The sequence below is a fragment of the Methylomarinum sp. Ch1-1 genome, assembly GCF_030717995.2.
GTDB lineage: Bacteria > Pseudomonadota > Gammaproteobacteria > Methylococcales > Methylomonadaceae > Methylomarinum > Methylomarinum roseum.
This window is the reverse complement of sequence record NZ_CP157743.1, coordinates 1,248,085-1,269,144: the sequence shown is the minus strand read 5'-3', so window position 1 is coordinate 1,269,144 and position 21,060 is coordinate 1,248,085. Positions and strand designations below refer to the sequence as shown.

Below are 21,060 nucleotides of genomic sequence, written 5' to 3'. Positions count from 1 at the left end.
GTCAGGCCAAACTCTTACTGGCCGTTTCGAACACATCCGTGGAAATCGCCTCAGTGTCGATAATGCGCTGCAATACCGCCTTCATCAGCTGTTGCCTTTCATCATCATACCGTCGCCATTGCGTCAATGCCGTCACCATGCGCGAAGCCACCTGAGGATTCAGCTTGTCCAGCGCAATCACCTGGTCCGCCAGAAAATGATAGCCGGAGCCGTCGCGGGCATGAAAATGCACGGGATTGGCTTGACTGAAGGCCCCGACCAATGACCGGACCCGATTTGGATTTTTCATATCGAAAGCCGAATGCTGCAATAATTGCTGCACCTTGGCAAAGGTCCCGGGCCAGTGACTGCTGGCCTGCAATGCAAACCATTTATCGATGACCAAGTCCTCATCTTGCCATTGCCGGTAAAACTGCTCCAGGCAGGCCTGCTTGGCCGGATGCCGGCTATTGACGATAGCCGAAAGCGACGCCATCTGATCGGTCATATTTGCCGCACCCTCAAACTGCCTCAGACTTAAGGACTGGCTGTCGCCCGTTTCCAGTGTCGATAAATAGTGCAGGCAGGTATTCTTAATCCGCCGCCTGCCGATCGCGCCGGCGTCGAACTGCCCCGATTCTTCGCGATGATTTTCCCGATACAGACGTAAGAAATGCGCCTGCAAGCGTTCGGCCAAAGATTTTTTGACGAATTCCCGGGCCTGATGAATCGCATCGACATCGATCACATCCATTTGGCTGGCCAGATAACTTTCATCCGGCAGCGCTAATAACAAGGAAAAGTAGCTTAAATCATCCCACTGCTGTTCCAGGAGCTTTGTATAGGCTTCGACGATCACCGGGTTGAGTGTCAGTTCTCGTCCTTGCTGGATATCGGCAATCAAATCGGCGATCACCTGTCCCGCTAATTGCTGGGAGGCTTCCCAGCGATTAAAGGTATCGGAATCGTAACTCAACAAAAAAGCCAGTTCTTCGAGGCTGCGCTGCATTTTTACGATGACCGGCGCGGAGAAACCGCGCAACCATGACACCGTCGGCTGCTCAGCCAGGCCGGACAGGGCAAAGCTTTGTTCGGCCTCGGTCAGCTCCAGGACCGTTTCCTCGACCGGGGGACGCCCATCCAGTTTGATGAGCTCAACCTGGCCGCGGGAATTCAACAAGCCGATCTTGACCGGGATATGCAACGGCGGCTTATCGGTCTGCCCGGGTGTATCGGGGCAGTGCTGCCTAAGCGTCAATTCCAACTGTCCGCTCTCGGCATCATAGTGCTGCTCGACATTCAGTTGCGGCGTGCCGGCTTGGGAATACCAGCGCCTGAATTGAGTCAAATCCCTGCCATTGGCGTCTTCCATCGCCGAGACAAAATCGTCACAAGTCACGGCCTGGCCGTCGTGACGCTGAAAATACAGATCGCAGCCCTTGCGAAAACCCTCGCCTCCCAACAAGGTGTGCAACATGCGCACGACTTCGGCGCCTTTTTCGTAAACGGTCAAGGTATAAAAGTTATTGATCTCGATATAGGCTTCCGGCCGAATAGGATGCGCCAAAGGCCCGGCATCCTCGGCGAACTGACGGGCTCTGAGCATGTTGACGTCCTCGATGCGCTTGACGGCCTTCGAGGCGCGATCGCCACTGAACTGCTGATCGCGAAACACGGTAAAACCTTCCTTCAGGCTGAGCTGAAACCAATCCCGACAGGTCACGCGGTTGCCACTCCAGTTATGGAAATATTCATGTCCGATGACCCCTTCGATATGCTCATAATCGCTGTCGGTCGCGGTATCCGGGCGCGCCAGCACAAACTTGGTGTTGAAGATGTTCAATCCCTTGTTTTCCATCGCCCCCATATTGAAATGGCCGACGGCGACGATCATATACAGATCCAAGTCATATTCCCGGCCATAGACTTCTTCATCCCAACGCATCGCATTTTTCAGCGACTGCATGGCATGGTCGCATTTATCAACATCATGCGCTTCGACATAAATTTGCAGGCTGATTTCGCGGCCACTCATTGTCACAAAGCGGTCTTCGATACATTCCAACTGACCGGCTACCAACGCAAATAAATAGCAGGGCTTGGCAAACGGGTCTTCCCAGCTCACCCAATGACGGTTGCCCGCCAACTCCCCTTGCTCCACCTTATTGCCGTTGGACAGCAACACAGGGTACTTGTCCTTATCGGCGACCAGGGTAGTTTTAAACCGACTCATCACATCGGGACGATCGAGAAAATAGGTGATTTTTCTGAAACCTTCCGCCTCGCATTGGGTGCATAACATCGTGCTGGACTGATATAAGCCTTCGAACGCGGTATTCGCCTTCGGATTGATGCTGTTTTCTATCTTTAATACAAAAATGCCGTCCTGCGGCGCCTGATGAATAGTCAGCGATGTATCCGTCTGCACATACTGTTGCGCGTGTAGCGCCGTACCGTCCAGCTCGACGCCGAGCAGATTCAGGTCCTCTCCCATTAAGGTCAATTCCTGGTTCGGGCTTTGGCTCTGGGGGTTACGCTGCAGCGTCAGCCGCGCTACGACGACGGTATGCTCCTCGCCAAGGTCAAAGTTCAAATCAACCTCGTGAATCAAATATTCAGGAACCGAGTAGTCTTTCAGATATATCGTTTGGGGATTGGCGTCACGCATGATTCTATTTCATTAAAAATTGGGAAAAATGATAGCCGGCCGCTTATGTCGCCGGCTCGCTATTATCGTCTTTAGCGGCAAACACAAGCAGCAGCAACCAAGCCAGGATGAAGGCAACACCGCCCAGCGGCGTGATCATACCGAGCCATTTCAGCTTCAGCAGGACAAGCAGATAAAGACTGCCAGAGAACAAGAGAATACCGGTGAACATCAGCCACCCCGCCCAGCGTAACAGAGTCGACGCTGGCGACGCCCGACTGCAAACGGCGATCAGTCCAAGCCCTAAGGCATGCCACATCTGATAAGTCACCGCCGTCTGATAAACTGCCAACATTTCGGCCGTCAGCAGTTGTTTCAGGCCGTGCGCGCCAAAGGCGCCCATCGCTACGGCCACTAACGCCATCAAGGCGCTTAACATTAAAAAAAGGGAGCGCATTATTTCTCCATCAGTCTCGGCATTAACTGGACCAGGTTACACGGCTTGGTGCGATAATCCAGCTGTTCTTTGATTAATTCATCCCACGCGGTGCGGCAGGCGCCGGAAGAACCGGGCAGGCAAAACAGAAACGTGCCGTTGGCGACGCCGGCAAGCGCCCTCGATTGCATCGTCGAGGTCTTGATGTCGCGATAGGAAAGCATCCGAAACACTTCGCCGAAGCCGTCTAGCGTCTTATCCAGCAATGGCGCCACCGCTTCCGGCGTACCGTCGCGACCGGTCACGCCGGTGCCGCCAGTCGTGATAACGACATTGACCCGATCATCGGCAATCCAGTTGGACACCGCCGCCCTGATACGGTAGACATCGTCAGGCACGATGGTTTTTTGGCGCACTTGGTGACCTGCCAGCTCAACTCGCTCGGCCAAGGTCTGACCCGATACGTCATCGGCTTCTTGACGGGTATCCGATACCGTCAGTAAGGCGATATTCAAGGGTATGAATTGAGAGATTTGATTCATTTTAGGTTCAAGGTTCAAGGTTCAAGGTTCAAGGTTCAAGGTTCAAGGTTCAGATTTTACCCCGAACCTTTCAGCAATGTTATTTCAACACCAAAAAGAACGCCTCGCCGCCTCTTTGAATGTTGATTAACAAGGGCCGACGCGGATCAATAACTCGTCTCAATTCATCCAGATTCCTGGTCCGATAGCGATTAGCCGAAACGATGATGTCTCCGGGACGCAATCCAACACGCCAAGGGTAGGAACCCGCCTTGATTTTTTCCAACAAAACACCTTCGACCTGGCCTTTTTGCGTTGTCGCCAATATCGTCCCATCCAGCGTTCTATGCAACTGGTCGCCAGCCAACATCTGCCGCTGAGGCTTGCCGATGGTCGCACGAATCGTTTTTCTCTGCTCACCCCGAATCACGCCGATGTCGACATGATCGCCAATTTCCATCAAACCGATCATATTGCGGATCTGATGACTGCCTTTGACCTTGCGACCATTCAAGGACACGATGATATCACCCGGCTCCAGGCCGGCCTTGGCAGCAGCCGATGACGCCTCGACACGACTGATCACGGCGCCATGCTTGCTTTTTAGGCCGAAGGCATTGACCAATTCGGCCGTCAAATCTTGCGTCGTCACTCCCAGCAAGCCGCGCCTGACTTCACCGTGCTCAACCAACGAGTCTACCAACGTCATCACCATATTGGAGGGAATCGCGAAACCGATACCGACATTGCCGCCGCCGGGGGCCAAGATCGCCGTGTTCATACCGATAAACTCACCGCGCAAATTCACCAACGCGCCTCCGGAATTACCGGGGTTAATCGACGCATCGGTTTGAATAAAGTCTTCATAGCCCTCAATGCCTAGCCCGCTCCGCCCCAAGGCGCTGATAATGCCGGAAGTCACCGTCTGGCCGAGACCGAAAGGGTTGCCGATGGCGACGGCAAAATCACCGACCTTCAGCATTCTTGAATCGGCGATCGACAACGCGGTCAGATTATCGGCCGGTATCTGAATGACCGCGACATCCGCTTCCGGGTCGGCGCCCAATAATTCGGCATTAAACTGCCTCCCGTCGCTTAGTGTGACCATGATTTTATCGGCCTTATCGATGACATGATTATTGGTCACCACATAGCCTTTTTGACCATCGATAATGACGCCCGAGCCCAGGCTATTCTTCTGTTGGCGTCTAGGAGGATGCGGCAATTGGAAGAAATACCTAAAAAAAGGATCATTTAATAGTGGATTTTCCGCAACCGCCTTAGTCGTCGAGATGTTGACCACCGCCGGCATGCTGCGTTCCAACATAGGCGCCAACGAAGGCAAGGTTTTGCCCTCAACATTAGCCGGCAAGGCCGCCTCCGCGCCGACATTCATCAATAACAAGACCGCCAGCGCGGCGCCCCCTGTCAATTTCTTTACTAAATTCGTCATTCCCAAAATCCTTAATGTTTAATAATCAGCGCATAGGCTCGATATCGTCAGAAATATTTAGGCTTCATTACTATTTTGCCATATATTCAATATGAAGATGATTATTTGCTTTTAAAGGGCTAGACCTGGTCGGCCATCGATGCAAATCTTCCTCTAAAGGCGTATTTTCAGCTGGAAACAGCATAAATCTGCTGTTTTATTAACAGAACAAAGGCGCAATATGCTCTATCATTTGCCCTGAAACTCCAATCCGAATAGTTTGACTCTTTGCCATATGACTATTGACCCCCGTTCTAAAGAAGCTAGCGCGATTCGACAATTGATTCCGCTAAAAAGAATCCCTCAGGATTGCTTTGATGACCTCTGCGCACAGATTGCTGTCGCCGAGCTTAAAGCCGGCAGCTTCTTATTCAAACAAGGCGATGACGGAAACGATTTGTTTTATTTGCTAGATGGCCGTATCAGCTTGCAAACCGAAGAGTTCAAGGTGGAAACGATTAGCTCAGGCAGCGAGGCGTCGAAATTCGCGCTAGCCCATCAAATTCCAAGAAAAATCGACGCTCTAGCCGAAACAGACATTCGTTTTTTACGCCTTAATGCTGATATGATTAATCAAGAACATAATACGCCTTACCAAGAGGAAAAAAATTATATGGTCGTTGACGATCTTGAAGATAACGATGACTGGATGACAACGCTGCTAAAATCCCCTATTTTCAGAGCATTACCGCCCGCCAACTTGCAGCGCATTATCATCGGGCTTGAAGAAGTCTGTTATGAACAAGGCGAAAGCATAATCACCCAAGGGGAACCGGGTGATTATTATTATCTAATCAAAAGTGGTCAATGCCTGATCACACGCAAACCTACACCGACCGCCAAGGACATCAAGCTGGGGCAACTGAAAAGCCAGGAAACCTTTGGCGAGGATGCCTTATTATCCGGCGAACCACGCAATGTGACCGTCCGAGCCCTGACCAATGTGGTGTTATTGCGGCTCAACAAAGAAAATTTCATTAACCTGATCAAGAAGCCGACCCTACAATTCATCGATTATCCACAAGCCCAGACTGAAATAAGTCAGGGCGCCACGCTGCTGGATGTCAGGCCGCCTGACGAATATCAAAAAAATCATTTGGAACACAGCATCAATGCGCCATTTTTTTCCCTGCGCATGACCTTGAAAACACTGAACAAAAAGCAGCCAATCATCGTCGTCTGTGAAAACGGCAAAACCAGTGAGGCCGCCGCCTTCCTGCTGTTAAGAAACCGCATCAAGGCCTTTGTTCTGCAAGGTGGCATGGAGAAGGTTCCCGACCAGCCGGTTGATAAGCCAGCCACCTTCGCCGTGGACGAGCATGACGATGAAACGCCTTTAAGCGTCGATGAAGCGGCTAAAACAGCGGCCGAACAACCGGGACTCAATTCAGAACCCGATAGCGAACAACTGAAACAGACTATCGCGCAACTGGAAGTAAAATGCCAAACACTGAGGCAAGAAAGGGACGAGCTCGCCAGAAAATATAAGCAGCTATTCAAGCAATCTGAAAAAATGAAAGCCTTTCTGGACTCACTGAGAAACGGCAACAACCAATGAGCTCAGCTTTGCCTTGGAGGAAGGACGCCTTTGTCGATTCCGGCAAAGGCGCTTAAGCCATTACTTGATTTTGGCTTCTTTATACATCACATGCTTACGAACAACGGGATCAAACTTTTTGATCTCCATTTTCTCGGGCATGGTTCTTTTATTTTTTGTCGTAGTATAAAAATGACCAGTTCCTTCGCTGGAAACTAATTTAATTTTATCGCGCATTTTTCAGACTCCTTAAATATTTTCGCCACGTTTACGAATATCGGCCAAGACCTCATCGATACCTTTCTTATCGATGATACGCATCCCTTTGGCGGAAACTCTCAGACGAACCCAGCGATTTTCGCTTTCAACCCAGAATCTGTGCTGATGGAGGTTCGGACTAAAACGTCTTTTGGTTTTGTTTTGTGCGTGTGATACGTTATTTCCGGTAACAGGGCGCTTACCCGTTACTTGACATACTCTGGACATGATTACCTCTAATGCGTGCCTTTATTCAAAAGTTAGCCGCTCTTTATACCAAAAAATCTTTTTCAGGTAAACAACCCATAGCAAAATATATTTGGTAGAATTATCATTTTACATGGCTATCAATAACAACGCCGTACTTTTTAGCGCAGCGTGCTTACCCATTGTTTTTTCAAGATCACCGCCACCTCATGGCGCCTGATGATCAATCAGCAACAACCCGGGAAATTTAACCGCCATGTATCTATGCCGCGTAATTGACAGAATAACGCTCGAGCTTTAAAGAATCACTTTTTGCCTTATTCCTTAAATAACCAATCATTAACAGGCTGACCGATGCGCATAAAGTTAGGTATGGTGATGGACCCCATCGACCGGATCAATATTAAAAAAGACACCAGTTTCGCGATGCTGCTGGAAGCCCAGAGTAGAAATTGGGAGCTTCATTATATGGAGCTGAACGACCTTTTCTTGCATGACGGCCGGGTTTACGCCAGAACCCGGACTCTGCGGGTACAGCGAGACCCAAAGCGATGGTTCGAATTCATCGACGAACAGGAAATGGCGCTATCTGATCTCGATGTCATCATCATGCGCAAGGACCCACCGTTTGACCAAGAATACATCTATGTCACTTACCTGCTGGAACAAGCGGAGAAAGCCGGCAGCCTGGTCATTAACAAGCCACAATCGCTAAGAGACGCCAACGAAAAACTGTTTACCGCATGGTTTCCGCAATGCTGCGCTCCTACCCTGGTCGCCAGGGAACCGCAGCGCATACGTTCATTTCTGCAACAACACCGGGAAATCATTCTGAAGCCCTTGGACGGCATGGGCGGCGCCTCCATTTTCCATATCCGAGAAAACGACCCTAACCTTAGCGTGATTCTGGAAACGATGACCCAACACGCCAGCCGCTTCATCATGGCTCAGCGTTACCTACCCGAAATCAAGGACGGCGACAAACGTATTTTGCTGATCGACGGCGAACCGGTGCCTTATAGCCTGGCCCGTATTCCGGCTAGCGGTGAAACCCGTGGCAACCTCGCCGCCGGAGGCAGGGCGGAAGGCCGGGAGCTGACTGAACGCGACTGGTGGATAGCTCGTCAGGTTGGCCCAACCCTAAAGGAAAAAGGCTTGGCTTTCGTTGGTATCGACGTGATCGGTGCTTACCTGACCGAGATCAATGTCACCAGCCCCACCTGCGTCCAGGAACTGGATCGACAATTCGGACTCAATATTAGCGCCCAATTGATGGATTATATTGAAAACAGATTATCATGACGTCTTCATTTTCCTACAATCCCCCTCCGATATCGCATAGCGATTCATTGCTGACGGCGCTGTTCATCGCCGCCGTCGTCCACGCCATCATCCTGATGGGGCTTAATTTCAGCATTCCAGAACCGGAAAAAGTGGGCAAGTCGATCGAGATCACTCTGTCCAACACGCCGGCAAAAAAAGCGCCGAAAAAGGCCGAATACCTGGCTCAGGACAATCAAATCGGCGCAGGCAAGGAAAACAAAAAACCGGAGGCTCCCAAGCAAAAACTGCCCAGCCACAACAGCGGCAAGCGTCGGCAACCGGCGCCACGGAAAAGCGCGAGCAAAGCGGCGAAGGCCTCCAAGAAGGTAACCGTGAAACAGGCCGTGGAAAAAATCGAAACGGCTAACAAGCCGGTTATCCCGGCCCAGGCCAGCCAACCAAAACCGCAACTGACCGCCGCATCGTTGCAAAAGCAGATTGCCCAGCTAGGCGAACAGATTCGGCAAAGCCAGAGCAGCGCCGAACAAAACAAAATCAAATTTGTTAATTCCGTCAGCACCCATAAATATATCGCCGCTCAATACATGAAAGACTGGGAAAATAAGGTTGAACGCACCGGCAACCTAAATTATCCTGAAGTCGCGCGTAAAAAAGGCTTTTCCGGCACCTTGACGATGGACGTCGGCATCAACGCCGACGGCAGCATATACAGCATACGGATCACCAAGTCCTCAGGCAATCAAGCCCTGGATGACGCCGCCAAACGCATCGTACAGATGAGTGCGCCGTTTGCCGCGCTGCCGGCTGAATTGCTGCAGGAACTGGATGTCTTGGTCATCACCCGAGTATGGAAATTTTCTGACGAATCAGGCATGACAACCCGGTAAACAACCATGACTACAGCTAATTACTTGAACAATCAGTTTCTGATCGCCATGCCCAACCTAACCGACCCCAGCTTTAGTCATACCGTGACCTATTTGTGTCAACACAATGAGGAAGGCGCCTTAGGCATCGTCATCAATCGCTCAGCAGGACTGACTCTCAGCGATATTTTCGAACAAATGAAGATCAACTCCAGCGATGAACAGATCAATGAGACGCCGATTTTAATCGGCGGCCCGGTGCAGCAAGACCGCGGTTTTGTTCTCCACAGCTACCGCGACCAGAGCTGGGATTCGACGGTCGCCACCTCCGACACCACCGCCTTAACCAGTTCGCGCGACATCCTCGAAGCGATTGCCGCCGGCGAAGGCCCGGACCATTTCCTAATCGCGTTAGGATATGCCGGTTGGGGCAGCGGTCAGTTGGAAAAAGAAATCATCGACAACGCCTGGCTGAACACGCCCTGCGGAGAAAATATTTTATATGACATGCCGATCAATCAGCGCTGGAATGCGGCCGCCAGCCAACTGGGCGTCGACATCAACAAGCTGACCGCCCCAGCCGGACATGCCTAATAAAGATCCGTTGGCCAGTAAAATCAGCAGCGACACCTACCTGGGTTTCGACTTCGGCAATAAAAAAATCGGCGTCGCCATCGGCCAAACCACCACTGGCACGGCCAGTCCCTTGCAAACGATCCGTTCGATCAATCAGCGCCCCGACTGGGACGCCATCGGCAAACTGATCGCCGAATGGCAACCGGCCGGCCTGGTGGTTGGAATTTCCAAGCAGTCGGACGGCTCCGACAACATCATCACACCGAGAATGCGGAAATTTTGTCGACAGCTGGAAGGGCGCTTCCAGCTGCCTGTCTATCAGATCGACGAAGCCTTATCGACCTTCGAGGCGAAACAGCTATTATTTGATGAGCTTGGGGTCCGTGCTGGTAAACTATGGGAAGTACAAGATCAATTGGCCGCCCAGTTAATACTGCAAAGCTGGCTTAACAACCATTCATCATTATGACATTAACGACACAAGACATTCCTAGCTTACTCGATACATTGGAAAGCAAACTCAGACAGCAAATCGCCTCCAGAAACCTGCATAACCCCTTGATGATAGGCATACATAGCGGCGGCGCCTGGATTGCCGAGCACATGCACAAACGCCTGAACATAGAGGAGCCATTGGGTCTGATCGATATTTCCTTTTATCGCGACGATTTTTCCCAAATCGGCATGCACCCCAAAATCAAACCCAGCCAATTACCCGCACACCTGGAAGGTCGTGACATCATCCTGATCGATGATGTATTCTATACCGGCCGGACCGTACGCGCTGCGCTGAATGAAATTTTCGATTACGGACGCCCCAACCAAGTGCTGCTGGCGGTGTTGATCGAAAGAGACGGACGCCAGATCCCTTTGCGTCCGGATTGCTGCGCCTGCAATATCCAGATGCAGCCGGGCCAGCGCATCAAATTAACCGGCCCCGAACCGCTGAGCATCCATATACAATCCTTTGATCACGCCGCCTGAAACGATGAGCGCCAATCTGCAATTGAATGATGAAGGTAAATTGAAGCACTTCTTGACCATCGACGGTTTCAGCCGGGAAATGCTCAATGAAATCCTCGATACCGCCACCTCGTTTGCCGGCATGTCCGAGCATCAGGTCAAAAAGGTGCCGTTATTGCGCGGTAAAACCATCGTCAATCTGTTTTTTGAAAACAGCACTCGCACCCGCACTACCTTTGAACTGGCCGCGACCCGTTTATCCGCCGACGTGCTGAATATCAATATCGCCACCTCGGCGACCTCGAAAGGGGAAAGTCTGCTCGATACGATACGAAACCTGGAGGCGATGCATGTCGACATGTTTGTGGTCAGGCATGGTATCAGCGGCGCCGCGCAATTTATCGCCGAAAACTGCGCGCCGCATATCAGCGTCATCAATGCCGGAGACGGTCAACACGCCCACCCCACCCAGGCGATGCTGGACATGTTCACGATACGTCAGCATAAACAGGATTTCAGCCGACTGAAAGTCGCAATTATCGGCGATATCCTGCATTCACGGGTGGCCCGCTCGCAAATTCAGGCCTTGAACACGCTGGGCGCCGAAGAAGTCCGGGTTATTGCCCCGAAAACGTTGTTGCCTGCCCATATCGAAAAACTCGGCGTCACCCCTTTTCACGACATGAAAGCGGGCTTAGCCGATATCGACGTAATCATCATGCTGCGCCTGCAGAAAGAACGCATGAACTCCTCTCTACTCCCCAGCGAAAGCGAATATTTCAAATGTTTCGGCCTGACCGAGGATAAGGTCAGACTGGCCAAGCCGGACGCCATCGTCATGCATCCCGGCCCGATCAATCGGGGCGTCGAAATTGAATCCAGCGTCGCCGACGGCGCGCAATCGGTCATCCTGGAACAAGTCAGCAATGGCATTGCAGTGCGTATGGCGGTCATGTCGATGGCCATGCAGAGCACAGGAGGCGGCGCATGAGCAAAATCGCAATCCGCAACGGCCGCATCATCGATCCGGCCAATCAACGGGACCGCATCGGCTCGCTATACATCGCCGACGGCAAAATCCTCTCGCTAAGCGATGAAGTCGCGGACTTTACCCCCGACCAGATCATCGATGCGCAAAACCAAATCGTCAGCCCCGGCTTCATCGACTTGAGCGTGCGTTTGCGCGAACCCGGCCACACCCGCAAGGGCAACATCCAGTCGGAAACCCGCGCCGCGGCGGCGGCCGGCGTGACTTCGCTATGCCTGCCCCCGGACACCAAGCCGGTCATCGACACGCCTGCAGTCGCCGAATATATCAAGGACAAGGCGGAAAAAGCCGGTTATGAACAGATTTATCCGATCGGCGCCCTGACCCAACGTTTAGCGGGCGCCGAACTCAGTTCGATGTTTGCACTGAAACAGGCGGGCTGTATTGCAGTCAGCAACGCCGATATTCCGCTCGCCAACCTGCAGATTCTGCGCCGAGCGATGGAATATGCCGACAGCCACGACCTATTGTTGATTTACCACGCCAACGAACCTTCATTGCATGCCGGCGGCTGCGCCCATGATGGCGCGGTCGCTAGTCGCTATGGCCTGCCAGGCATTCCGTCCGCAGCGGAAACGGTGGCCGTCGCACAATGCCTGGAACTGGCGAAACTGACCGGTTGCCGAGTCCATTTTAGCCGTCTCAGCTGCAAAGGCTCAGTCATCAAGATACAACAAGCCAAAAAATATGGTCTGAACGTCAGCGCCGATGTCGCCGTCCACCAACTGCACCTAACCGAAGATGACATGACCCCTTTCGACAGCGCCTATCATGTCGACCCGCCATTACGCACCCAGAGCGACTTGCAGTTTTTACGCGAGGGTTTGGCCAACGGCACCCTGGACGCGATTTGTTCGGATCACCAGCCGCATGATATCGACGCCAAACTTGGCGCCTTTCCGGAAACGGAAGCCGGCGCTTCGACACTGGAAACGCTATTGCCGCTGACTCTGCAACTCAGCCGGCAAAACGCCATCGATTTGTCGCAGGCGATTGCCGCGTTGACACTAAAACCCGCCAACATACTGGGACTGCCATTAGGCGCATTAACCCCTGGCTTGCAAGCGGACATATGCATCTTCGATCCGAACGAAACATGGCGGGTTCAGCAAGAAAACTGGCGTAGCGCCGGACGCAACACCCCTTACTGGAACAAGCCGCAGCAAGGCAAGGTCACTTATACGATACAGGCCGGCAGAATTATCTACCCAAATTGAGGACACTATGCGCAGCACAATGACGATATCCTTATCCGCGTTAGCCATCGCCTTGATCGCAGGCTGTTCGCGCGACTATGATCCAGCCCCCGAAGCCAGCGGCGAACAAATTTATCAGGCCGCCTGCATAGAATGCCATCCAGCCGATGAAAAAGGCATCATATTCCATATCGACAGCAAAAACGCCAATCCTACCTATATTGCCCATAAGGTCAAAACCGGATCATTGATGATGCCCAAGTTTCCGAACATCAAAGCGGAAGATTTAAAAAAGCTCAGCGCCTATGCTCTCGAGCACAGCGCAAGCAAATAAGCAATCGGCTGGCTGCTTAGCTCCAAGCTCTAAAACCTCCATCGGCCTCGATATTAACAGAGCGATGGAGCCTTGCCTCCTTTATCGCTATAGACCCTGCGCCGGAAATATGGGATAGTCTGTGTTCAATAATGCCATGTCGTCATCTGTTAATAACGTCAATATTGCATTCTGGTGATATTAGCCCGGATATTTCAACGTTTGGGAAAGCGTGAGTACGTTTTTCTTTACCCGCCAAGGTCAATTACTTGTTAGGATTGATCTTGCTCGCGAGGTCCTGGAAAAAGCCTGATTTACCAGCATTCCCATCGCTTAAATCTTCGCTTATTACGTCTCAAAAGGCCAAGAACAATGAAAACAAAAAAGCACTTGCAGATTTTATTGATCGTCATCACCTTCATGCTTGGTGGACTGGTCCTAGCCGGCGAAGAGCTGATCGAACAGGCAAGCAATCAATCCATTGAGGCGGCTGTTGAGCAGGACATTGCATCCAAAGCGGCGGCGTCGGCTAAGACTTTCAGAAAAATCGTCATTGCCAAAGCGACACTGGAAAGCCCCGCAAAATCATCAACCAACAGCGCGATTACGCCGGCCAGATACCGTGAAATGTTGGCGAACAAGCAGGATGTATCGATGCTGAATTTCCTGCCATTCTTGATTGTCGCTTTGGGCTGGTTTTTATTCAAGGACGAATCGGCGACCGCGCAGCGCCAAACAGAGGAAAGCCAGCCGCAAACAGCAAAAATCAGGCAAACCGCCATTACCGCAGCAGAAAGCAAAGACAAAGGTGCAAGGCCAGAGCCGCAAAGCACCGAGGAAAAAGGCGAACAGGCCATGCTAGACCTAGCGAAAAGCGCCACTCGATGTCAGGCCGAAACGGCCAAGGGCAGCCGCTGCAGCCGAACCGGCAACCTTGAAACGATCGTCATCACGCTGAAAAACAGACTCTACCGATTCGCCACCTGCAAGCAACATAATAAAGACGGCTTCAAGCCTCATCCTAAGGTGCTCAAGAAACGTTGAATCGGGTTTTAGCCACCTTCCGATATCTCCGGCTCAAGCTCACTCTTTATTCTTCGCCTAAACCGGCTTTTTCGGTCAGCGACTTAGGCAATTTTTTTCTCACCTTGACGCCCAGCTTCTCGAAACTGCTGGCCTGACGCAGCAGATTGCCCTGGCCGCGGGTCAGCTTATTCATGACGCCATCATAAGTCTTGTTGACCGTGGCCAACTGCTGGCCGAGCTTGTCCAACTCTTCGACAAATCCTCTGATTTTATCGTACAACGCACCGGCCTTATCGGCGATGACCTTGGCGTTTTCGTTCTGCTGCTCGTAGCGCCAAAGATTCTGTATCGTTCTCAGCGTCGCCAGCAAGGTCGTCGGCGTCACAACGATGATCTTATGCTCTAAGGCTTCGCCGAGCAACTGCTCGTCGGCCTGAAAAGCGGCCATGAACGCCGCCTCGATAGGCATGAACAATAGCACAAAATCCAGCGAGCGCAGCCCCTGCAACGAGGCATAGTCCTTGCCGCTCAAACTCTTGATATGTTGTCTGATCGCATCGCCATGCTCCTTCAGCGCCTGGCGCCGCTCCTGCTCATCTTCCGCGGAACAATAGCGCTCATAGGCCAACAGCGACACCTTCGAATCGATGACCACATCCTTGTCTTCGGGTAAACGTATGATGACATCCGGCTTGAATAATTGATTGCCCGCATCCCTGAAGGCGCTCTGGGTTTCATATTCGACGCCTTTCCGCAAGCCGGACTGCTCCAGGACCTTTTCCAGAATCATCTCGCCCCAGTTTCCCTGGGTCTTTTTGTCGCCTTTCAGCGCCCGGGTCAAGTTCAAGGCCTCCTGATTCATTTTCGCGGTATCGCGCCGTAATGAAACAATTTCCTCGCGCAGTGAGATACGATCCTTGCTTTCGTTATCGTAAACCGCTTCCAGGCGGCTTTTGAAATCGCCCAGTTGTTGTTTCAGCGGGGAGACCAGATGCTCGATACTGCTTTTATTGTGTTCGCTGAATTGTTTATTACGCTCCTCAAAAATGCGATTGGCCAGATTTTCAAATTGCGTTTTCAGCTGGCTTTCAGCATCATGCAGCAATTGTATCTTCTCGGCGCTGCTTTTTTGCTGTTCCTGCAAACGGCTCTGCAATTCCGCATAAGCGGTTTTGCTATCGAGCAACTGCTGCTGCAACTGCTGACAGTCGACCTCCTTGTTCACATAATGAGCGAGCCTTTCTTCGCTAACGGCCAGCTTGACGACGACCTGTTGCTGTTCTTCGGCCTTAATCGCCAAACGCTGTTCCAGCTCAGCGACGCGCACCCGCTGTCGGCTATGGCGCCTTGCGCTTAACAACCAAGCGATGAGAAAACCGGCTATGGCCGCCAGCGACGATAGCCAGGGTTCCCGCAACCATTCCATTACAAGGATTTGAAAGCCTTGCCTGCGGCCTCCAAAGTCTGCTGTATATCAGCATCGCTGTGCGCCGCGGACACGAATCCCGCCTCGAATGCCGAAGGCGCTAAATAAACGCCCTGATCGAGCATCGCATGAAAGAAGCGCTTGAAAAGTTGCTGATCACAGCGCATCACCTGGGCAAACCGGCTGATGTTTTCCTCGTCGCTGAAAAACAACCCGAACATGCCGCCGACCTGATTACAGGTCAAAGCGACGCCCGCCGATGCGGCCTGCTGTTTAAGGCCGCTCACCAGCTGCTCGGTTTTCTCGCTCAATTTTCGATAAAAATCGGGCGCCGAAATCAGCTCCAGCGTCTTCAACCCAGCCGCCATCGCCACCGGATTACCGGACAAGGTGCCGGCTTGATAAACCGGACCGAGCGGCGCCAAGTGCTCCATGATTTCACGACGACCGCCGAATGCGCCGACCGGCATTCCGCCGCCAATAATCTTGCCCAACGTCGTCAAGTCCGGCGTGACTCGATAATAACCCTGGGCGCTGTGCAATCCCACTCTGAAACCGGTCATCACCTCATCAAAAATCAACACGCTGCCATATTGATCGCAAACGGCTCGCAAGGTCTCCAGGAAACCCGGCTCCGGCGGAATGCAATTCATGTTGCCGGCCACCGGCTCGACGATGATGCAGGCGATTTGCTCACCGAGTTCGGCAAAGACCTGTTTGACCGCCTCGCTGTCGTTATAGGTCAACGTGATCGTATCGGCGGCCAACGAGGCCGGCACCCCCGGCGAACTGGGCACGCCCAACGTCAACGCCCCGGAACCGGCCTTCACCAGCAAAGAATCGGAGTGGCCGTGATAACAGCCTTCGAATTTAACGATTTTGTCACGCCCGCTGTAACCACGCGCCAAGCGCAACGCGCTCATCGTCGCTTCGGTGCCGGAACTGACCATGCGCACCAAATCCACCGAAGGCAGCAATTCGCAGATCTTAGCAGCCATGCGGGTCTCTATTTCGGTCGGCGCGCCGAAACTAAGGCCTTTTTCCGCCGCGTCCTTGACCGCAGCGATGACCTCGGGATGAGCATGCCCGAGTATCATCGGCCCCCACGAACCGACATAATCGATATAGCGCTTATTGTCACTGTCGAAGACATAAGGGCCCGAGGCATGATCAATATAAACCGGCGTGCCGCCGACGCCGCCGAATGAACGGACCGGCGAATTAACGCCACCGGGAATCACTGTTTTGGCCTGGGAAAATAATTCGTCTGACTGGGTCATTGCTTTCACTTAGATTATTAGAACTTCATCGCGGGGACGCTGAGATCAGCCGCTGCCGTGTCAACAGAAAACCTGAGAGCGGCGGGCTGAAAAACCAACCCGCCCCTGAACTCTGCGCCTCGGCGGTTAACAGGATAGCCGGGGTATTTAGCGCTTACCGAACAATTGCGGTGATTTGGGCTGAGACTTTTGCTGCAGACAATGGTAGGCGGCGTTTTCGAAACGGATTCTCAAAGATTGGGTGTCCTTGTGTTCCTGCAAGAATTTTTCCGCTTCCACCGCGGTCAGATCTTTCATCATGTAAGTCGCGATACAAAGGCAAGGCTTCGCGTAGCGCTTTCTATCCTCGGTCTTGTTGACCGAATTCTTGATTTCGCGCTCGACGCATTGTTCGGCAAAATCATGCTCAAACTTATGTTTGACTAAATCGGTGACATCGGCGCCATGAGAATGATCAAAAGGATTGTGCTCGGCTTTTTTGGCGACAACTTTCGGCTTATCCTCTGAACAGCCGGACAAGGCGCCGGCGAAGACAAACACAGCCGCCAGCGCAACAAACATTTTTATCGTAAGATTCGTTTTTTTCATGGATTGATCGTCAATATTTTGACAAATGACTGATAACAAGAGCTGAACTGTACCACTTTATCCGCATGGATTCCACTCCATGCCTAACCCCCAGCAATTCCCAGTTTGAGCGTTTTAGCGGTGTTTAGGGTCTGGGGAGCGTCTGTCGAGGAACGCGGAGAACCCCGCACCTAAACTATCCTGGAATGTAAATATAGCTAAAAGCGATGGAATTTAGGTGCGGGGTAAACTCATACTTGGCGGCTGGACGGCAGACTCCCTGCCGCCGACATCCTCGCCAAACAAACCCCGCGTTTCCTGAATATCAGGCTTTTTTTTCGCTCCAACAGGGGCTGTGATAGGGTATTCGCTGGCTTGAACCGCGGGTGTGGGAGGCAGGAGCCGACCCCAAGCGCACAGGGATGTGTTTACAGCGTCCCGCGGAGCAAGCTAGCGGATGCCCGCCTTCCTTAACGGCATTATTTCTGCGGTCCGAAGCTTTGCTCAACTTTGTCGCAGGCAAGGGGCTGTATCTGCCGAGAGAACCCCGCACCTAAACTATCCTGGAATGTAAATATAGCCAAAAGCCATGGAATTTAGGTGCGGGGTAAACCCATACTTGGCGGCTGGACGGCGGACTCCCTGCCGCCCGACATCCTCGCCAATCAAATCCCGCGTTTCCTGAATATCAGTTTTTTCGCTCCAACAGAGGCTATGATAGGGTATCCGCTGGCTTGAACCGCGGGTGTGGGAGGCAGGAGCCGACCCCAAGCGCACAGGGATGTGTTTACAGCGTCCCGCGGAGCAAGCTAGCGGATGGCCGCTTTCCTTAACGGCATTATTTCAGCGCTCCGCCAGGGATTGATACAGAGGCACCGAAAAATCAGCCAATAAGGCTTGCGCCTGTTCGTCATTGGCGCAGGCCAAGGCCTGCTTGACGACGTCGACCGACAGGTGCGGGGCGAACATTTCGATGAAGCGAAACAGATAGGCTTTCAGATACTTGTCCTTTCTGATCGCAAGCCGACTAGTGCTGACGCCAAACAACGCCGTTGCATCCAGTGTTTCAAGGTCTTTATCTTGCTCACGGCTGAACGCCATATCGGCTATGATGCCGATACCCAATCCCAACCGTACATAGGTTTTGATCACATCGGCATCGACCGCGGTCAACACGATATCCGGTTGCAATTGATGCCTGGCAAAGGCTTCGTCCAACATATAACGACCGGTAAATCCCTGCACATAGGTGACAATCGGATATTGAGTGATGTCTTCCAGCGTGACGGAGCGTTGCGCGGCCAAGGGATGATGCTTCTGGGTAATGATACTGCGCCCCCAACGATAACACGGCAGCGCCAACAAGCCTTCCCGCCCGGACAACGCTTCGGTGGCGATCGCGATATCGGCCTCCCCCCGCTCCAGCATCGCGGCGACCTGAGTCGGCGTGCCCTGATGAATATGAAGATTGATATCGGGATAACACCGCATGAATTGGCTGACTATCGCCGGCAACACATAGCGAGCCTGTGTATGGGTCGTGGCGATGATCAGAGACTGGTTTTGCTGATTGGCTTCTTTCGCCAACTGGCGGATATCGTCAACCTTACTGAGGGCTTCACGGGCCAATTGCAAGACTTCCTCACCGACCTCGCTGAATGCCACGAGATGTTTGCCCTTACGCCTGAACAGTTGGATAGCCAACTCTTGCTCCAACAATTGGATCTGCTTGCTAACCCCGGATTGCGACGTGCAGAGACTGGCCGCCGCCTTGGTGATGTTTAATTGCTGACGCTGTATTTCAGACAAATAGCGCAACTGCTGTAACTTCATAATCTTTTTTTGGAATATATATACAATATTTTATTACTTTCCAATATACATCATATCCGTTATATTTTCCCGACTCTAGGTAGACACGGAGTTAATGATGGAACTGATTCATATCGGCGCGGGATGTTTAGTAGGTCTGGTGATCGGCTTAACCGGCGTCGGCGGCGGCTCACTGATGACGCCGATATTGGTGATGGGCTTCGGCTATGCACCGGCGATCGCAGTGGGCACCGACTTGCTTTATGCCGCGATCACTAAATGCAGCGGCGTGTTTTTTCATCATAAAAACGGCACGGTGGATTGGAAAGTGGTGCTATTGCTCGGCAGCGGTAGTGTGCCTTGCTCGCTGTTGACCATTGCGCTGCTGGAACGCTTACGCACGCACGGCGTCAATTACGATCACCTGATCATCAGCACGCTCGGCGTCATGTTGGTGCTGACCGCGGTGATCATCATCATCAAGAACCGTCTGCTGGAATTTATTCACCGTCGCCATAACCGCAACCCTCTGGTCAATCTGATCAGACAGCAACGCCCGATCATCACCATGCTTGCCGGTTGCCTGCTCGGCATCGTCGTGACGCTGTCGTCAGTCGGCGCCGGGGCGATCGGCTCTGCGATTCTGTTTTTGATGTACCCGCACAAACGACCGATCAACGTGGTGGGCACTGACCTCGCCCATGCCGTACCCCTGACTGCGATCGCCGGGTTCGGCCATATGCATTTCGGCTCGATTGACTTCAATTTGCTGCTAGGGTTGCTGGCAGGCGGTTTGCCGGCCATCTACCTCGGCAGCCTGTTGGGCAAGAAACTGCCGGACCGGATCTTGCGTCCCGTGATCGCGACACTGCTTTCACTGATGGGCGTCAAGCTGTTGTTGACCCAGGATTTTGTCAATGACGCGCTGCAGTCGTGCGCTCACCAAACAATGCAGACCCTATCCTCACTAGCGTCGACCCTTCAGCAATGGCAGCTTTGAGATCGCCGCTCATGCCGAAGGAAAAGGTATCCAGCTCGTCCAGCCCCAATGCGGACACGGCTTGATACAATTGGCGATAAGGCTGGCGTTGGCGCTGATATTCGCTTTCCGGCTCCGGAATCGCCATCACGCCGCGCAAACACAGATTCGGCAAAGCCTTAACTTCATCGACCAGGCGCGGCAGTTCGGCCAGCATGATGCCGGACTTGCTGCTCTCGCCGCTGATATTGACCTGTAAACAGATATTCAGCGGCGGCCGTCCTTCCGGACGCTGTTCACTCAAGCGTTTGGCAATTTTCAGGCGATCAACGCTGTGCACCCAGTCGAAATGTGCGGCGATCGCTCGAGTCTTATTCGATTGAATCGGGCCGATAAAATGCCAGGTAATATCATACCCCGCCAGCGCCTGTTGCTTGGTCAGCGCCTCCTGCAAATAACTTTCGCCGAAATGGCGTTGTCCTAGTCGGTAGGCGTCCGCAACAACCTGCGCCGACTTAGTCTTACTGACCGCCAATAAGGCGACGCTGCCGCGAGGCCGGTTAGCAGCAATTTCGGCATGGCTGATTTGAGAACGGACGCGTTTAAACCTTTGCTCTATAGTTGGCATAAATAACCTTGCATTGAAT

General features: G+C 52.5%; 22 protein-coding genes. 11 read left to right on the top strand and 11 right to left on the bottom strand.

Features of this window, described 5'->3' with window-relative positions; genetic code table 11:
• Window position 1: 1 nt before the first annotated feature.
• The 4 genes from pepN to Q9L42_RS06195 all read right to left on the bottom strand — a co-directional run bounded on the left by pepN (window position 2) and on the right by Q9L42_RS06195 (window position 4,979).
• Window positions 2-2,647 carry an aminopeptidase N gene (gene pepN / locus Q9L42_RS06210; protein WP_305909289.1) on the bottom strand — a complete coding sequence of 882 codons (2,646 nt, stop codon included), beginning with the start codon at window positions 2,645-2,647 and terminating at the stop codon, window positions 2-4.
• 43 nt (window positions 2,648-2,690) lie between these two features.
• Complete coding sequence (locus tag Q9L42_RS06205) at window positions 2,691-3,083, bottom strand: DUF423 domain-containing protein (RefSeq protein WP_349432315.1); 393 nt, start codon at window positions 3,081-3,083, stop codon at window positions 2,691-2,693.
• Complete coding sequence (moaB, locus tag Q9L42_RS06200) at window positions 3,083-3,604, bottom strand: molybdenum cofactor biosynthesis protein B (RefSeq protein WP_349432314.1); 522 nt, start codon at window positions 3,602-3,604, stop codon at window positions 3,083-3,085. The genes Q9L42_RS06205 and moaB overlap by 1 nt, the downstream gene beginning before the upstream one ends.
• A 79-nt stretch (window positions 3,605-3,683) precedes the next feature.
• Window positions 3,684-4,979: a DegQ family serine endoprotease gene (locus tag Q9L42_RS06195; RefSeq protein WP_305909291.1), complete on the bottom strand. Its 1,296-nt coding sequence runs from the start codon at window positions 4,977-4,979 to the stop codon at window positions 3,684-3,686.
• A 331-nt stretch (window positions 4,980-5,310) separates the two neighbouring features.
• Between Q9L42_RS06195 and Q9L42_RS06190 the strand changes: the two genes are divergently transcribed.
• The gene (locus Q9L42_RS06190) at window positions 5,311-6,633 is read left to right on the top strand and encodes a cyclic nucleotide-binding domain-containing protein (protein WP_349432313.1); all 1,323 of its coding nucleotides are present in this window, start codon (window positions 5,311-5,313) and stop codon (window positions 6,631-6,633) included.
• 60 nt (window positions 6,634-6,693) lie between these two features.
• On the opposite strand, the gene rpmG is transcribed toward Q9L42_RS06190, so the two are convergent.
• Together rpmG and rpmB are read right to left on the bottom strand one after the other, a co-directional pair.
• On the bottom strand, window positions 6,694-6,849 hold the full coding sequence (rpmG, locus tag Q9L42_RS06185; protein ID WP_014150284.1) for a 50S ribosomal protein L33: 156 nt from the start codon (window positions 6,847-6,849) through the stop codon (window positions 6,694-6,696).
• A 12-nt stretch (window positions 6,850-6,861) separates the two neighbouring features.
• The gene (gene rpmB / locus Q9L42_RS06180; RefSeq protein ID WP_305909294.1) at window positions 6,862-7,098 is read right to left on the bottom strand and encodes a 50S ribosomal protein L28; all 237 of its coding nucleotides are present in this window, start codon (window positions 7,096-7,098) and stop codon (window positions 6,862-6,864) included.
• A gap of 333 nt (window positions 7,099-7,431) precedes the next feature.
• Here rpmB and gshB point away from each other — a divergent pair, with 333 nt between their 5' ends.
• From gshB to Q9L42_RS06135, 9 genes are all read left to right on the top strand, one after another.
• A complete protein-coding gene (gene gshB / locus Q9L42_RS06175; RefSeq protein WP_305909295.1) occupies window positions 7,432-8,379 on the top strand; it encodes a glutathione synthase in 948 nt (315 codons plus the stop codon).
• Window positions 8,376-9,248 (top strand): energy transducer TonB, encoded by an 873-nt coding sequence (locus tag Q9L42_RS06170; RefSeq protein WP_349432311.1) that lies wholly within the window; start codon window positions 8,376-8,378, stop codon window positions 9,246-9,248. The genes gshB and Q9L42_RS06170 overlap by 4 nt, the downstream gene beginning before the upstream one ends.
• A 6-nt stretch (window positions 9,249-9,254) precedes the next feature.
• Window positions 9,255-9,821 (top strand): YqgE/AlgH family protein, encoded by a 567-nt coding sequence (locus Q9L42_RS06165; protein ID WP_305909296.1) that lies wholly within the window; start codon window positions 9,255-9,257, stop codon window positions 9,819-9,821.
• Window positions 9,814-10,272 carry a Holliday junction resolvase RuvX gene (gene ruvX, locus Q9L42_RS06160; protein ID WP_305909297.1) on the top strand — a complete coding sequence of 153 codons (459 nt, stop codon included), beginning with the start codon at window positions 9,814-9,816 and terminating at the stop codon, window positions 10,270-10,272. The genes Q9L42_RS06165 and ruvX overlap by 8 nt, the downstream gene beginning before the upstream one ends.
• Window positions 10,269-10,787, top strand: coding sequence for a bifunctional pyr operon transcriptional regulator/uracil phosphoribosyltransferase PyrR (gene pyrR, locus Q9L42_RS06155; protein WP_305909298.1), 519 nt, complete (start codon window positions 10,269-10,271; stop codon window positions 10,785-10,787). Before ruvX ends, pyrR begins: the two co-directional genes overlap by 4 nt.
• Window positions 10,788-10,791: 4 nt before the next feature.
• Window positions 10,792-11,757, top strand: a complete 966-nt coding sequence (locus Q9L42_RS06150) for an aspartate carbamoyltransferase catalytic subunit (RefSeq protein ID WP_305909299.1) — start codon at window positions 10,792-10,794, stop codon at window positions 11,755-11,757.
• Complete coding sequence (locus Q9L42_RS06145) at window positions 11,754-13,031, top strand: dihydroorotase (RefSeq protein WP_305909300.1); 1,278 nt, start codon at window positions 11,754-11,756, stop codon at window positions 13,029-13,031. Before Q9L42_RS06150 ends, Q9L42_RS06145 begins: the two co-directional genes overlap by 4 nt.
• Window positions 13,032-13,038: 7 nt before the next feature.
• Window positions 13,039-13,344: a c-type cytochrome gene (locus Q9L42_RS06140; protein WP_349432307.1), complete on the top strand. Its 306-nt coding sequence runs from the start codon at window positions 13,039-13,041 to the stop codon at window positions 13,342-13,344.
• Window positions 13,345-13,695: 351 nt separating this feature from the next.
• Window positions 13,696-14,367 carry a hypothetical protein gene (locus Q9L42_RS06135; protein ID WP_305909302.1) on the top strand — a complete coding sequence of 224 codons (672 nt, stop codon included), beginning with the start codon at window positions 13,696-13,698 and terminating at the stop codon, window positions 14,365-14,367.
• Window positions 14,368-14,413: 46 nt separating this feature from the next.
• On the opposite strand, the gene Q9L42_RS06130 is transcribed toward Q9L42_RS06135, so the two are convergent.
• The 4 genes from Q9L42_RS06130 to cysB form a co-directional block, all read right to left on the bottom strand.
• On the bottom strand, window positions 14,414-15,775 hold the full coding sequence (locus Q9L42_RS06130) for a DNA recombination protein RmuC (RefSeq protein WP_349432305.1): 1,362 nt from the start codon (window positions 15,773-15,775) through the stop codon (window positions 14,414-14,416).
• Window positions 15,775-17,055, bottom strand: coding sequence for a glutamate-1-semialdehyde 2,1-aminomutase (gene hemL / locus Q9L42_RS06125; RefSeq protein WP_305909304.1), 1,281 nt, complete (start codon window positions 17,053-17,055; stop codon window positions 15,775-15,777). The genes Q9L42_RS06130 and hemL overlap by 1 nt, the downstream gene beginning before the upstream one ends.
• A 147-nt stretch (window positions 17,056-17,202) precedes the next feature.
• Entirely contained in the window at window positions 17,203-17,643 is a 441-nt protein-coding gene (locus Q9L42_RS06120) for a hypothetical protein (RefSeq protein ID WP_305909305.1), read from the bottom strand.
• A gap of 822 nt (window positions 17,644-18,465) precedes the next feature.
• The gene (gene cysB / locus Q9L42_RS06115; RefSeq protein WP_349432303.1) at window positions 18,466-19,455 is read right to left on the bottom strand and encodes an HTH-type transcriptional regulator CysB; all 990 of its coding nucleotides are present in this window, start codon (window positions 19,453-19,455) and stop codon (window positions 18,466-18,468) included.
• Between the two features lie 97 nt (window positions 19,456-19,552).
• On the opposite strand from cysB, the gene Q9L42_RS06110 reads away from it, so the two are divergent.
• Window positions 19,553-20,434: a sulfite exporter TauE/SafE family protein gene (locus Q9L42_RS06110; protein ID WP_349432301.1), complete on the top strand. Its 882-nt coding sequence runs from the start codon at window positions 19,553-19,555 to the stop codon at window positions 20,432-20,434.
• On the opposite strand, the gene Q9L42_RS06105 is transcribed toward Q9L42_RS06110, so the two are convergent.
• Complete coding sequence (locus Q9L42_RS06105; RefSeq protein WP_305909308.1) at window positions 20,349-21,041, bottom strand: YggS family pyridoxal phosphate-dependent enzyme; 693 nt, start codon at window positions 21,039-21,041, stop codon at window positions 20,349-20,351. The genes Q9L42_RS06110 and Q9L42_RS06105 overlap by 86 nt on opposite strands.
• Window positions 21,042-21,060: the final 19 nt, after the last annotated feature.